We start from the raw sequence: 14,588 nt of genomic DNA, 5'->3' as shown, positions 1-14,588 counted from the left end.
CGTCGGTTGCGTTAGCTATTCGACAGCGGCTTCAGCAAGCGGCGAAAGGTGGGCGAGACCAGACCGTCGCCGGTGATCTTGCCATCGGGGTCGCTGACGATGAACGATTCCTGATCGGTTTCAGGGGCCAACACCGCCAGCACCGTGACGTAGGTCGAGTATTGGTCCAGAGGCTTGGTGAGTAAACCATTGCCCCCCAGACGCTGGATCGTCGGTTGAATCTGACTGTCGTGCAAGCTCGTGATCACGAGAACCGGAATCGACTGAATCTCTGCCGAAGAGGCGGCGCGTACTCTCCGAAGCAGTTCGAGGCCGCAGCAGTGAGGCATCTCGATGTCGGTGATCAACAGGTCGGGGGGGTGGTTTTCAATCGCCTCCCACGCCTGGTCGCCGTCGTGTGCCAGGATGCATTCGAAATGGCAATCGGTAAGCCACGACCGCAAGACTTCACGCGACGCTCGCACGTCATCCGCAATCACGCAGCGTTTGGGTTGTTCGGGGGTTGGCATAATGTCATTCGCACTGGAAGCGGAAAATCGATCGACGGGGGCAGTCGACCGGCCAGAGAAGCTTCTGTCAAACTGAACCTTACAAGCAACTTGCGTGCCAGTGAACCTATGTTACGAGGCGACTTCATCCCCTCGGTCCTTGAACCATATTTGCCATTCTAGGGGCTCTTTGTTGGGTGGTCAAATGTTCATTATTCTGAGGCCTCGTGGTTTGTGGGGAATCAACCGTAGAAGAAAATCGGCTCACGGTTTCTCCGAGGGCGGGACATTTCTGTGTGGCGGCCAATTCCCTCATTGAAAGAGGGAGCGATGCGCGTGGTGCGCTGCCCCCGATGCGTCGAAACTGGATGTTACGACGCGTTGTTGGTAACATGTTTCGCAATGCCATTGCCGACGACTCACGCGATCGTGAGCATCCTGGCGCAACCAATTCTCCAAAGTCCCGGAACCGTCATCCAATGCTTCGCTTCGTATTGTCCAGTGCTTTGGTCGTGATGGTTCTGGGCTCAGCCGGGGCAGGTGAGTTTAATCAGGTGCTGAGCATCGGCGACGCGGCGCCGACGTGGAACGATCTGCCGGGAATCGATGACTACAAGCATGGCCTGGACGATTGGAAACAGGCCGAGGTGGTGGTCATCGCCTTCACTTGCAATTCCTGTCCCTACGCGACCGACGTCGAACAGCGATTGATCGCACTGACGAAGGACTACAAAGATCATGGCGTCGCCGTGGTGGCGATCAATTCCAACAAGGTTCCCGAAGACGAACTGCCAGCGATGAAAGCGCGTGCGGCGATGGCGAAGTTCAATTTCCCGTATCTCTCCGACCCGACTCAGCAGACAGCCAAGGCGTATGGCGCGATCACGACGCCCGAGTTTTATGTGCTCGATAAAGAGCGACGCGTCGTCTACATGGGCGCGATGGACGACAGCCCCGATGGCAAACAGATCGAACATCCCTACGTTCGCCAAGCGATCGACGCCGCGTTGACCGGAGGCAAGCCCGCCGTCGCGGAGACCGTTCCGATCGGCTGCCGTATCCGCTTCCAACGCGTCCGCCGCAAACGCTAACGCGCTGGAGTCGAGGCTTTAGCCGAAGGCGCGCGCATCAATCGCCCACGGTCAACACAACCTTGCCGGCCAGCGAGCCGTCGCCGGCGAGCGTTCCCGCTTCTTGAAGGCGATGCGATTGGGCGGCTTGCGACAGCGGCAGGCGCTGCGAGATCTGGCTCTTCAATTGCCCCGAGGCGAGCCATTGGTTGATGTCCTCGGCCGCCAGCTTCATCTCGTCCGCTGTCGCCTTGAACATTACAAATCCATGCACCGTGCACTCTTTGACGTAAAAAGGCCCCACGGGAAACTCGGGCCGCGCGTCGCGACCGGCCATCAAAACCATCCGGCCTCGCGGCGCAAGGGCTTCGACGGCGAAGTCGAAATCGGGTTCACGGATCGTTTCCCAGAAGACGTCGACGCCATCGGGAGCCAGTTCGGCCAAACGCTCTTGCAAATTTTCGGTCTTGTAGTTGATGGCAAAGTCGGCCCCTAGCTCGCGGCAACGCTCGACCTTCTCATCGCTGCCGCCGGTCGTGATCACATTCGCACCAGCCGCTTTGGCCATCTGCACGACCATCGATCCAACGCCGCCGGTCCCGCCGCGAACAAAGATCGTCTCATCGGCTAACAGTCGCGCGCGGCCAAACAAACCCAAGTGGGCAGTGATCCCGACCAACGCACAGGCCGCGGCATCTTCGGCCGCGACGCCGTCGGGCAGCTCGTACAACCAATCCTGATCGATCGCGCACAGCTCGGCAAACGTCCCCTGTCGGCCCAGCAAACCTTGGCTGCTGCCCCAAACGCGATCGCCGATCCGGAATCCAGTGACACCTTCGCCAACCGCCGCGATCGTGCCGGCGATGTCGCATCCGATAATGAAAGGATCGGGCAGATCCATCGCGATCATTCCGCTGCGGACATAGGTATCGATCGGGTTAACCGACACCGCTTCGGTGCGCACCAAAACCTGGCCTTGGCCGGGCTGCGGATCGGGAAGGTCGCCGTATTGGATAACGTCTGCGTCGCCCGTCGTCTTAATAAATGCTGCTTTCATCGGTATCGCCTAAAGGTTTCTGTTTATTAAATGAAGCTAGATTTGATTGTCTGCTCGCGATATGAAGACTCGCCCATTCCACAATCGATGGGATCGATTCGTTTCGCCGCAGCGAAGCCGAACATCTTTCGAGATATTTAAAACTCGCCAAAGTCAAAATCGTTTAGTTCATCGAGCGCTTCGGACTCCGATTCCGAGAGCGGTTGGTTCAACACTTCGCTCGCCAGATCCTGATCGACGCCCCAGTGCTGGCCCAGGTTTTCGGCGATCGATTGTTTTTCTTGCGGGCTGAATTCGCCAAACGCACGCCGCAGGAAAACCAACGCCCGGCGGAACTGTTCGTCGTCCAACGACTCCACATAATCGGCCAATTGCTGCCACAGCGGTTGCCGAGCCAGCAGCGCGTATCGATTCCGCCGCGAGAGCCCTTCGAACCAACCGGCGCCGAGATCGGCCGGCGCACCGGGGGACAGTCGCCGCGAGACCTCGCGAGCCAACCGCGCGTTGTCGATCTGATCGCGCTCCAACAGCATTGCACATGCGTACCCGCTGAGCAACGGATTGCGATCATCGCTATCGCTTAAACCATGCAACTCAGCGATCCACAGCGGTTCGTCGACCAGATCGTGAAATTCGAGCGCGACGCGATTGAGGGCGTCGATCGACGCAATCAGATCACGGGCGGCGTCGTTATCGCAATTGGCGACCGACATCAGCACCAACGCTCCTTGCGCAAACAACGTTTCGATCAACGGACGCAGCGGCGCCGCGTCGAACTGGCGGACATCGCCATACTTTACCAGGCTGGCCAATTCAGCCGCCGCGCCGGCGACGGCGGTGAAGTCGCTCGATTCGGCCGCCAACGCCTGCAACCGCCCGCGAGCCTGGTCCATCGCCTCCATCATGCCACAACGACACGCGATCGCCACCGCCGAAGCGGCTTGCGCGACCGTTGTCGCTTCGTCCAACAGCGTCTTGAATTTGAAACCGGCGGCCAGTTCGATCGTCTCCCCCAACAGCACCGATTCGACTAACGTGATCTCCGATTCGGGCGTCCACTGCAACTCCCACTTCTCGCTCCACGTCGACGCCTGCTGTCGCGAGGCGACGGGGGACGCAAAGTTGATCTCCAGCAGATGCAGCCGATGCAGGAAGCTGGATCGATGCAGGTCCAAGAAAGCGGCCGCGGCGGTCTTCGCTCGACGGTTCTCTCGCAGATCGATCGACAACAACTGCCGAACCGCCGTCCGGTATTTGACTAACTTCAGTGCGGTCAACTGCTGAGTGAAGTCGGCTTGAATCGATGTCTGCGAGACGCCGTCGGGCAGGCTGCCGATCGCCGTCCCGACGTCGACTTGAGCCAGCGATTCGGCGACGCTCGACCGCTGGCCGTGTCCGATCAGCGTGACCGCTGCGTCGCGGAGATCGTTGAGCGTCGGTGCCATCCCCGCTTTTAAAGCCGACAGCGAATTGGCCAACCGAACCGCTTCGATCACCTCGGCCGTGGAGCGGTGCGTTCCGGCATCGCGCTGGTGCCGGACGACCATCGAAAGATAGCGAGCGGGCAGATGGGACAACTCGCGCGCCGACAACGCCTCCCACAACAACTCAAAATACGCGGGAGCTTCGTTCCCCGCGCCGTAGCCCGATTGGCTCGACAGTCGGAAGTACGAATAGGGCATCAGCGTTAGGTTGCTCTCCAGTCGCGGCAGCTGTTCCAATTCCTGATCGCTCATCGGCGGAAACTCTGCCGACAGCACCGGTGCGTGATAGGCACCGACGATCGCAACAATCTTGTCGGGCGCGACGCCACGATCGATCGCGGCTTGGATCTGCCGCCGCATGAACGCTTCGCGAACCAGATTCTCTGCCGCATCGGCCGCGGTGTCCGATTCGATCTCACGCAGATTGCGACCGAACTCCATCGATGTCTTGCGATACGAATCGAGACAGGTGTTGTGCTCGAAGTTCCGCTCCCAATAACTCTCGTAATGCTCTTCGCCCGCGAGGGCTGCCAGCTGTTGATACAACGAGCCACGCGAAACGATCGGTTCGATCGCCGGTTCGCCGACCGCCGGATCGTCGCTCGCGTCGGATGCCGCTGGCTCTGGCGAGACGGCATCGGGCTGAGCATCTTTTTTCGAAGCGATGATCGCTTCGGCGATCCGTCGATGTTCGCGATCTTGCAACCCGAGGAAGATATCGCTGCGCAAGTCGATGAACTCGCAATCGGCTTTATTTTCCTTGGCCCACAGGATCGCTTGGTACTCGGGGCTGTAGCGGGCCAGCGGGTAGACAAACGTTCGCACGGGGACCGAATTGGAGAAAGCGAGGATCCCAATCGGCGGAACCGTTCCCTTGCGAACGACGTCGTCCAACAGACCCTCCGCGTCGCAGGGGCCTTCGATCAGCACGACCTGCGGCTGCACTTGATCGAGGAATTGCCGCAGCTGCCACGCCCCCATCGGCGACAGATGCCGCACGCCAAAAACGTGGCAAAGGGAAGCCGTATCGATCGCAGACATTTTGTCTGGTGCCTTCGAAAGGGGGATGAAAACGCGGTCCTGATCGCCGCGATTGTTATACCACGGGCGGCCAACATTGGCACATTCCGTTCCCCCGATCGTCGTCGCGACCGATGCGGCCGGGCTGCCGTCATAGTCAATTAAATTGAGCGATGTTAAAATGCCTCGCCCATCGAGTTCGCGATACACCCAACGCACCGGCCCCTCCGTCCGCCAGGAAACATGATGCAAACCACTGTTAAGTCACCCGTAAATGATTCCACCGGCAACCTCTTGGACTTCGCCGACGGATTTGTGCGACGCCACATCGGCCCGTCGGACACTCACATCCAACAGATGCTGGAACTGCTGGGCTTCGATTCGCTGGATCATTTCTCCGACGCGTTGGTTCCCGAGGACATTCGGTTGACCCTACCACTGGACATTCCGTCGGCTCGCGGCGAGCACGAGTTCTTGGGTGCGTTGCGGGTGATCGCCGAAAAGAACAAGGTCTACCGTTCGTGTATCGGTATGGGTTACACGGGGACCGTTACGCCGCCGGTGATCTTACGGAACGTGCTCGAGAATCCGGGTTGGTACACGCAGTACACGCCCTACCAAGCGGAGATCGCTCAGGGACGGCTCGAAGCGCTGCTGAACTTTCAAACGATGATCGCCGACTTAACCGGCTTGCCTTTGGCGGGAGCAAGCTTGTTGGACGAAGCGACCGCGGCGGCCGAAGCGATGTGCATGTGCGTGGCGATCGCTCGCGATAAGAAGCGAGGATTCTGGGCGTCGGACGATTGCCATCCGCAGACGCTGGAACTGCTGCAGACGCGTGCCGACGGATTGGGGATCGACCTGAAGGTCGGCCCGATCGAAGAGATCGACTTCAACCACGGCCAAGGAGGACTCGGCGGGTTGTTGGTTCAATATCCAACCACCGACGGCCGAATCGAAGACTATGCCGCGTTGACTGCGCGGGCGGCCGAAAAGGGGTGCTTGGTCGTCGCTTCTGCCGACCTGTTGGCCTTGACTGTGCTGACGCCGCCTGGTGAATGGGGAGCGGATATCTGTGTCGGCAGCGCCCAGCGATTTGGCGTTCCGATGGGCTTGGGCGGACCGCACGCCGCCTTCATTTCGACTCACGAAGCCCATGTCCGCAAGCTTCCCGGGCGGATCATCGGCGTCTCGAAGGATCGCCAAGGCAACCGCGCGTTGCGGATGGCGATCCAAACGCGAGAACAACACATCCGCCGCGACAAAGCGACCAGTAACATCTGCACGGCGCAAGCCTTGCTGGCGATCATCAGTTCGTTTTACGGAGTCTATCACGGGCCGCGCGGCTTAAAACAGATCGCCGACCGGACGCATGCCTTCACGTGTGCGTTGTTGAAGGGACTCGAGCGACTGGGGCACTCGCGAACCAGCGACACACCCTTCTTCGATACGATCCGGATCCGGTTGGGCAAAGGGCGTGCGAGCGCGACGCGTCAGGTTGTCGATGCGGCGTTGGAGCGTCAGATCAATCTTCGCGAATACGCCGACGGCACGTTGGGCGTGACGTTGGACGAAACCGCCGACGCGGCGTTGGTCGCCGATCTGTTGGCCGCTTTCAACTTTGGCCACTACACCGGGTTCGATATCGACGACCTGCTGGCCGAAGCGGAAGCCGACGGCATGCTGTCGCATGGTGCACTGGCGCGGACCAGCGAATACATGACGCACCCGATCTTCAACGAACACCACAGCGAAACGCAAATGCTGCGGTACATCTTTAAGCTGATGCAACGCGATCTCTCGTTGGCACACAGCATGATCCCGCTGGGTTCGTGCACGATGAAGTTGAACGCGACAAGCGAGATGCTGCCGGTGACCTGGGCCGAATTTGGGCAACTGCATCCGTTTGCTCCCGACACGCAGTGGCGCGGCTACACGCAGATGTTCCGCGAACTGGAAAGCTGGTTGTGCGAAGTGACCGGATTCTCGGCGGTCAGTCTGCAACCGAACGCCGGTGCTCAAGGCGAATACGCCGGGCTGCTGGTGATCCGGGCGTACCACGAACACAACGCCGTCGGCGAGAACAAGCGGAACGTCTGCCTGATCCCCACCTCGGCGCACGGCACCAACCCGGCGTCGGCGGTGATGGCGGGAATGCATGTTGTGCCGGTCGCTTGCGACGCCAATGGCAACATCGACATGAACGATCTGAAAGCGAAAGCTGCCGATCATGCCGAGACGCTGTCGGCACTGATGGTCACCTACCCATCGACGCACGGCGTTTTCGAATCGACGATCCGCGAAGTCTGCGACGTGATCCACCGTCACGGCGGACAGGTCTACATGGACGGTGCCAACATGAACGCGCAAGTCGGACTGACCAGCCCGGCGATGTGTGGCGCCGATGTCTGCCATCTGAACCTTCACAAGACGTTCTGCATCCCGCACGGCGGTGGCGGTCCGGGAATGGGGCCGATCGGCGTGGCAGAGCAGTTGGTGCCCTTCCTGCCCGGCCACAGTGTCGCTCGCCCCGACACGGCGGGTGAATTTGCGATCGGTGCGGTCTCGGCGGCTCCTTATGGAAGCCCCAGCATCCTGACGATCAGCTACGTCTACATCGCCTTGATGGGAGCCGAGGGACTCAAGCGAGCGACGCAAGTCGCGCTGCTGAACGCCAACTACATGGCTCGTCGGCTGTCCGATAAATTCGACATCCTCTACACCGACAAAAACGGAAACGTCGCCCACGAGTTCATCGTCGATTGTCGCGAGTTCGACAAATCGGTGCACATCAGCATCGACGATATCGCCAAGCGTCTGATGGACTACGGATTCCATAGCCCGACGATGTCATTTCCCGTTCCGGGAACGTTGATGATCGAACCGACCGAAAGCGAACCGAAGGCGGAACTGGATCGGTTCTGCGAGGCGATGCTTGCGATCCGCGAAGAGATCGCAGCCATCGAGCGCGGCGAGATCGATGCGGAGAACAACCCGCTGAAAAACGCACCGCACACGTTGCAGATGATCGGCGGCGACCAGTGGCCACACCCGTACGGCCGCGAACAGGCCGCGTGGCCCAAGGCGTGGCTGCGGGATGCGAAGTTCTGGCCAACCGTGGGGCGGATCGATCACGCCTACGGCGACCGCAATTTGATCTGCTCCTGCCCGCCGATGGAAGAGTATCAATAGCGGTTGCCGTCCCCCCCTCCACATCGGCTGCACCGTGCGGTTACGCAGCAAAAAGTTGGATTGTGAGGCGGACAAGTCATTCTGAATGACAATTTCTTGATTATCCTTGACCAACCCTCGCCGATTTTATTCGTCGGTAGGGGTTCTTGTGTGCAAGAATTATAAGCCACAGCGGCCGCACGAAGCGGTTGGTTGCGGCCAGTCGTTAACTTCGGTTAGGCGACTGACTTGCGCACCCACGCTCACCTCAAGGATCTCTGTCGGCCTTGCGTTGCGATCCGGCAAGGAGTTTTCATCTTTATGGCTACCGTTGAACAATCGCCGCCGCCGGGCAAAGTCCGTCCGTCGCGAACCCTGCCGCTGAATCTGACCCCGTTCGAAGATTATATGATCTGGGACGATCGCCCCGAATATCCGATGACCTTCGTGGTTCAGATGGAATTTGCTGGAACGATCGATCACCCGGCGATCGAAGCGGCATTGACCGACGCCTTGGAGCGTCATCCGCTGCTACAAGCCATCGTGCAACCGGCCAAGGGGAATCGCGACTGCTGGGTCAACGCGCCGCAGCCGGAGATCGCGATCGATTGGGGCGACTTGGCCAAACCGATCGATCTGCCCGCTGGAGAAGCGATCGACGTGCGGAAGGATGTGGGGCTGCGGATCTGGATTCGCAGCGACGAAAACCAAGCCACCATCACGACTCAGTTCCATCATGCGACCTGCGATGGCATCGGCGCATATCAGTTCCTCGGCGACTGGCTGTGGTTTTATGCGTCCCACGTCGGCCAACCGATCGACGAACCGCTGCCGCCACTGGATGTCAAAGCGCTGCGTCAGCGGAACCGGAACAGTTTTGATGTCGAAAATTATCGCCTGCCCGATGGCAAACTGGACACCGCCGAAACGAAGGCGCTCGGCTGGCATTGCTTGACCGGCGTACAAGCCTTGGCCAAACCGCGATCACAGCAGGCCGAAGCGAATCCTCGAGCGTTGTTCCCCGGATTGTGCGGGTTTGAGTTCGACAAAAAGATCTACAAAGATCTCCGCCACGTGGCCGAGCGACGCGGCCAATCGACTAACGAATTGTTGATCGAACGGTTGTTGGTGACGCTGCGCCAGTGGAACCAGATGCAAGGAGATCGTGGCCGCCGCGATCTGTGCATCATGATGCCGATGGATCTGCGCGAGATCGAGAGCCGGATGGCGACGGCTGCGAATCTGGTGACCTACGCTCTGATCCGACGCAAACAATCCGAGTGCACCGAATCCGAAGCGTTGATCGATTCGATTCGCCAAGAGATGGTGATGTTGAAACGGAACCGGCAACGGACGCCCTTCATGAGCTTGATCGCCCATACGCAACGCTATCCCACCTGGTTGAAACGTTGGCTCGGTTCGCGGCGATGTCTCGCGACGGCGATCCTATCGAACACCGGCGACCCAACCAAACGATTCAGCGTCGCGTTCCCACGCGTCAAAGGTTTGCTGCAAGCGGGCAACCTGTCGATGACCGATATCGTTGGGGTGCCCCCAATGCGATCGGGCACGCGGCTGACGATCTCGATCTTCACCTACCGCCGCGTGCTGAAGATCTGTATGCGATGCGATCCGCACTACTTTTCGACGTCGCAAACCGAAGCGTTGTCGAATGAATATCGAGCGTCGATCCAACGGTTGCTGGATGCACCGGCGGAAGCTTAGCCTATCGGCAACATCCCACGCGTCGGCAATTGCGATTTAGTTGCTAAAATGCAGCGGTAGCAATTCTCCGCCACGCGACCGCTTGCGCCCCACCGGGTGCGAAGCGATCTTTTTCATACGGGATGTAAGGATATGGATTCGATGCCCTCGCCGACAACGGCTACGGTTTCGCTGACCCCAGGCCGATTTGTCGGCAAAAGTTTTCGACACCATTGGCGAATCAGCGCCGCGGTCGCGCTGGGCGTTGCCGCTGCCACCGCGGTGGTCACGGGAGCTCTATTGGTCGGCGATTCGATGCGGGGCAGCTTGCGCGAACTGACGATCGAACGCCTCGGTTCGATCGACTACGTCCTCTATCCGGGCCAATTTTTCCGAGCCGCCGCCGTCGATCCGCTCCGCAGCGACAGCGACCAACCGTTGGTCGATCGCGCGGTCCCCGCGATCTTATTTTCGCAAGCGGTCGTGGAAACCGATCGGTCTGCCAGCGACGTCGTTCGCCGCGCTGGGTCGATCCAAGTGATCGCGGCCAACGAAAAGTTCTGGGATCTCGATGTCGAAGGAGTCCGCCCCGACGTGATCCCCGAGGGAGACCAAGTGGTTCTGAACGCATCGGCTGCGGCGGAGTTGCAAGTCGACGTCGGCGATCTGGTGACGGTGCGACTTCCCGTCGAACAGGCGGTTCCAGCGGACAGCCCGCTGGGACGACGCGAGAGTGAAAGCGAAGGCTTGCCGCGATTGGAAGTCGTCTCGATCGTTCCCGATCGCGGGCTGGGACGCTTCAGCCTGCAGCCCAGCCAACAGCAACCGCTGGCGGCGTTCCTGCCGTTGGAATTGGTGCAAGATTCGTTGGATCGCGAGGGAGAAGCGAACGTGGTCTTCATCGATGCCGCCGGGACACAGGCGTTGCAACTGGAGTCGGCTCACGCGCAAGCTGACCAGATCGCCGCGGCGATGGCGCTACAGCTGAGCGACTATGGATTGAAGATCGAAGAGATTCGGCAGAGCTTCACCGACGCCGAGGGCAACGAAAAAGAGGTCTTCGATTATTACAGTCTGACCAGCGACCGATTGCTGCTGCCGACCGCGATCGCCGAAAGTGTCCGTGAGGAGTTGCCGGGAGCGACCGAGCCGGTGATGACTTACCTGGCCAACGCAATCGATCGGATCGACGATGAAGATCAGACCGCCGCGTCGGTTCCCTATTCGATCATCACGGCGATCGATTCGAGCGACGCGATGCCGCTGGAATTTGGCGACTACGATCCCAACGATCTCAGTTTGCCGGTGCCGGTCGTGATCAACGACTGGACCGCGGAACAACTGAAGGCTGCGGTGGGAGACAAGATTCGGATCTTCTACTTCGAACCCGAGACCTCGTCGGGCAAGGAGGTCGAGCGATCGTTCGACGCAGTCGTCAGCGGGATCGTGCCGATCACGCAGCCGCAGACGAAATACCGCCGCGGTCGGCCCCCGAAGTTCGACGAAGCCCCCACGGTCTATAACGATCCCGGGCTGACACCGACCGTGCCGGGAGTGACCGATCAAGATTCGATCGACGATTGGGACCTGCCGTTCAAACTGGAACGCCCGCGATCGAAGGATGACGATCTTTACTGGGACTATTATCGTTTGACCCCCAAGGCCTTCATTCCGCTCGCCGCCGGGCAGCGCTTGTTTGGCAGCCGGTTCGGCGATCTGACCAGTCTGAAGATTCGCAAGTCGGCAGTCGTCGATGTCGACGCGTTGCAAAAACTGGTTACCGAAGTGGCCGACCAAGATCGCGATCAGATCGGATTCGCCGTGATGCCGACGCGGGCGTTGCAGTTGGCGGCGTCCAAGGGGACGACACCATTCGACGCCCTCTTCGTATCGCTCAGCTTCTTTGTCATCGTCGCGGCACTGATGTTGGTCGCGCTGCTGTTTCGATTGGGGATGGAACAACGGGCCAGCGAATACGGGACGCTGATGGCCGTTGGGCTATCGGGCCGCTTGGTCGCGGGGATGGCGCTGCGCGAAGGGATCCTCGTCTCGCTGGTCGGTTCGGTGCTGGGCGTTGTCGGCGGGATCGGTTACGCGTGGCTGGTGTTATACGCCCTGCGGAACTGGTGGGTCGGCGCCGTGACGGTTCCGTTCTTGCGATTTCACTGGTCGCCGGTCAGCCTGATCGTCGGGATCGTGGCGGGAACGGCGATGGCGGCGGTCACGATTTGGTGGACCAGCCGACGGCTGCGTTCCAGCAAGGTATCAAGCTTGGTCGGCGGACATATCGACGAACTGCGAACCGAAAGCGGCCAGCGGCGGCGAAATTGGTCGGGGCCTGTGGCGATCGGATGTTTTGTCGTGGCGATGCTGACCAGCCTCAGCGCCGTCTGGCTGGGAGGCCAAGCTCAAGCGGGAGCGTTTGTCGGCGGCGGGATGATGCTGTTGGCAGCGATCGTGCTGGGCGTCTTTCATCGATTAACCAACACCAAGCCGCGACATGCGGCAAACCGCAGTTACAGTCTGTTCCGGATGGCGATGCAGAGCGCTCGACGCAATCCGCTGCGTAGCACGCTGTCGATCGGGCTGTTGGCGGTTGCTTGTTTCCTGATCGTATCGATGAGTGCGTTTCAGTTGTCTCCGAGCGACGAAGGGGTCGGCGGTTTCGATCTGATCGGGCAGACCGCGATGCCTTTGTATCGCGATCTCAGCGACCCGGCGATACGGGCGGATCTGATGGGGCGCGATGCCGAAGCGATCTCCGACGCCAAGATCTTTGGTTTTCGGATGAAGCCGGGACAGGATGCCAGTTGCAACAATCTGTACCAAGCATCGCAGCCGCAGGTCCTAGGTGTACCAGCTAACTTTATAAGTCGATTTAACGACCCCAAAGTGATGCCAAGATTTGGTTGGGTGGGGGCTGGCAGCGACAATCCTTGGGAGCGTTTGGAGGCGGAGGCCACCGGCACGGCGGAAGATCCGATTCCGATGGTCTTGGACCAAAATACAGCGATGTGGGCGTTGCAAATGTATGGTGGCGTGGGAGAAGTGAAGTCGTTTGAATACGTCGTCGGAAAGCCGCAATATTTTCAAGTCGTCGGCTTGATCGGCGGTTCGGTTTTACAGGGCTCGCTGTTGATCGGTGAAGCGAATTTTGAGGACGCGTTTCCCGAGATCTCGGGGTATCAATATTACTTGATGAAGGCCGACGGAATCGACGCCGATCAGCTGGCCGAAATCTTGGAGAACCGGCTGAGCGATTCGGGGATGGATGTCGCTGACAGCCGCGACGTGTTGGCTCGACTGTTGGCTGTGCAGAACACCTATCTTCGCACTTTTCAAGGTCTCGGCGCGTTGGGGTTGTTGCTGGGGACGTTCGGTTTAGCAACGGTACAGTTGCGCAGCGTGCTTGAACGTCGTGGCGAACTGGCCGTGATGCGGGCGACCGGTTTCAGCCGGAAGCGGCTGGCTGGGATGGTCGTTTTGGAGAACAGCGCGCTGTTGATCGCCGGGATTGGGTGCGGTCTGTTGGCCAGTTTCGCAGCGGTGATTCCGTACATGCTGATCGGCCAAGCAAAGCTAGGAATTGTGGAGCCGATCGTGATGCTGGGGATCGTCTTTGCGGTCGGCCTATTGGCCGCATCGGTGGCGGTTAAACAAGTGCTGCGGATGCCGTTATTGGAATCGTTGCGCGGGGCGTCGTGAGCCGTCTGGCAGCGGTGACGAAGGCTGATTTGAATGGCTCCGTCAAGCCGTCTCGGGCCGGTTGGACGACGGTGCTAGAATGGAGGAACTGGATTACAATATCCGCACTCGCTCCAATTCATTCCCTTTCTCGACGCACATTCAATTTGTTGATTGCGGCATCCGGCAAACCTGGAATTTCTGCAACACTGATTGCTATGTTTGATCCGAAGAAAGTTTAACATCGCCCCCCCGTTCAATCGCCTCCCCAAGGCTTCATGGTGCATCAACAACCGAGTCCAAACAAACCCGTAGTCGATTGTCTTTCCATGCCAGTCGAATTCGCACAACGTCTGCGAGTAGAGCTCCAGGATCGAGACTGTGGCATGGTTTGTTATGAAGATTCCGAATCGTTGTTGCTGCCACCAGCGATCGATCAGTATGGTTGTGTGGTGATCTACAATTGGTCCGATGGCCGCGAGTCGCTGGATTTGATTCGCCGTCTGCGAAGCCAGAGCGTCCCATCGCAGATGGTATTGGTCGTGGTGGAGACCGTGGCACCGATCATTGCCCGCGCCGTGCATTGCGGTGCGGTCGAGGTTTTGTCCGCGGATCAACCGCTGGCCGATCTTGTTGACGCGATCACCCATGCGGTGGAAATCGATCGCACGCAACGGCCGCAATCGATTGAAGCCTTGCGGCAGCGCGAACGGTTGGATTCGCTTTCGGACGGAGAACGCGATGTCCTGCGTCTGGTGCTCGAAGGCTTCCCCAACAAGGTGATCGCCTCGCGTTTGGACGTCAGTCAGCGGACGGTCGAAGCGCGGCGTCACAAGTTGTTCGTAAAGACCGAAACCACTTCGATTGCTGAATTGGTGCGTATGGTGGTCCGCTTGGAAGAGTGATCGGC

At 59.5% G+C, this 14,588-nt stretch carries 8 protein-coding genes; 5 read left to right on the top strand and 3 right to left on the bottom strand.

The genetic code is table 11. The annotated features are described in order from the left end of the window. Positions 1-11 precede the first annotated feature (11 nt). Positions 12-509, bottom strand: a complete 498-nt coding sequence (locus Poly24_RS23765; RefSeq protein ID WP_145101554.1) for a response regulator — start codon at positions 507-509, stop codon at positions 12-14. A gap of 458 nt (positions 510-967) precedes the next feature. Between Poly24_RS23765 and Poly24_RS23760 the strand changes: the two genes are divergently transcribed. Then, positions 968-1,579 (top strand): thioredoxin family protein, encoded by a 612-nt coding sequence (locus tag Poly24_RS23760; protein WP_145101552.1) that lies wholly within the window; start codon positions 968-970, stop codon positions 1,577-1,579. Between the two features lie 37 nt (positions 1,580-1,616). On the opposite strand, the gene Poly24_RS23755 is transcribed toward Poly24_RS23760, so the two are convergent. Both Poly24_RS23755 and Poly24_RS23750 read right to left on the bottom strand, forming a co-directional pair. Continuing rightward, positions 1,617-2,615, bottom strand: coding sequence for an NADPH:quinone reductase (locus Poly24_RS23755; protein WP_145101550.1), 999 nt, complete (start codon positions 2,613-2,615; stop codon positions 1,617-1,619). Positions 2,616-2,752: 137 nt separating this feature from the next. After that, positions 2,753-5,140: a DUF5682 family protein gene (locus Poly24_RS23750; RefSeq protein ID WP_145101548.1), complete on the bottom strand. Its 2,388-nt coding sequence runs from the start codon at positions 5,138-5,140 to the stop codon at positions 2,753-2,755. 222 nt (positions 5,141-5,362) lie between these two features. Between Poly24_RS23750 and gcvP the strand changes: the two genes are divergently transcribed. The 4 genes from gcvP (at position 5,363) to Poly24_RS23730 (ending at position 14,583) form a co-directional block, all read left to right on the top strand. Continuing rightward, positions 5,363-8,311 (top strand): aminomethyl-transferring glycine dehydrogenase, encoded by a 2,949-nt coding sequence (gene gcvP / locus Poly24_RS23745; protein WP_145101546.1) that lies wholly within the window; start codon positions 5,363-5,365, stop codon positions 8,309-8,311. Between the two features lie 300 nt (positions 8,312-8,611). Further along, a complete protein-coding gene (locus Poly24_RS23740) occupies positions 8,612-10,015 on the top strand; it encodes a chromosome condensation protein (RefSeq protein WP_231753319.1) in 1,404 nt (467 codons plus the stop codon). 141 nt (positions 10,016-10,156) lie between these two features. Further along, positions 10,157-13,699, top strand: coding sequence for an ABC transporter permease (locus tag Poly24_RS23735; protein WP_145101544.1), 3,543 nt, complete (start codon positions 10,157-10,159; stop codon positions 13,697-13,699). A gap of 365 nt (positions 13,700-14,064) precedes the next feature. Next, positions 14,065-14,583 (top strand): response regulator transcription factor, encoded by a 519-nt coding sequence (locus Poly24_RS23730; RefSeq protein WP_197452129.1) that lies wholly within the window; start codon positions 14,065-14,067, stop codon positions 14,581-14,583. Positions 14,584-14,588: the final 5 nt, after the last annotated feature.

The sequence above is a fragment of the Rosistilla carotiformis genome, assembly GCF_007753095.1.
Lineage (GTDB): Bacteria > Planctomycetota > Planctomycetia > Pirellulales > Pirellulaceae > Rosistilla > Rosistilla carotiformis.
Note: the sequence above shows the minus strand (reverse complement) of the source record. Positions and strands in the feature narration are given on the sequence as shown.

Bases quoted from the DNA above. Each gene is read 5' to 3' on its own strand.
- Poly24_RS23765 (WP_145101554.1), bottom strand. From the start codon at position 509: ATGCCAACCCCCGAACAACCCAAACGCTGCGTGATTGCGGATGACGTG.
- Poly24_RS23760 (WP_145101552.1), top strand. From the start codon at position 968: ATGCTTCGCTTCGTATTGTCCAGTGCTTTGGTCGTGATGGTTCTGGGC.
- Poly24_RS23755 (WP_145101550.1), bottom strand. From the start codon at position 2,615: ATGAAAGCAGCATTTATTAAGACGACGGGCGACGCAGACGTTATCCAA.
- Poly24_RS23750 (WP_145101548.1), bottom strand. From the start codon at position 5,140: ATGTCTGCGATCGATACGGCTTCCCTTTGCCACGTTTTTGGCGTGCGG.
- gcvP (WP_145101546.1), top strand. From the start codon at position 5,363: ATGATGCAAACCACTGTTAAGTCACCCGTAAATGATTCCACCGGCAAC.
- Poly24_RS23740 (WP_231753319.1), top strand. From the start codon at position 8,612: ATGGCTACCGTTGAACAATCGCCGCCGCCGGGCAAAGTCCGTCCGTCG.
- Poly24_RS23735 (WP_145101544.1), top strand. From the start codon at position 10,157: ATGCCCTCGCCGACAACGGCTACGGTTTCGCTGACCCCAGGCCGATTT.
- Poly24_RS23730 (WP_197452129.1), top strand. From the start codon at position 14,065: ATGGTTTGTTATGAAGATTCCGAATCGTTGTTGCTGCCACCAGCGATC.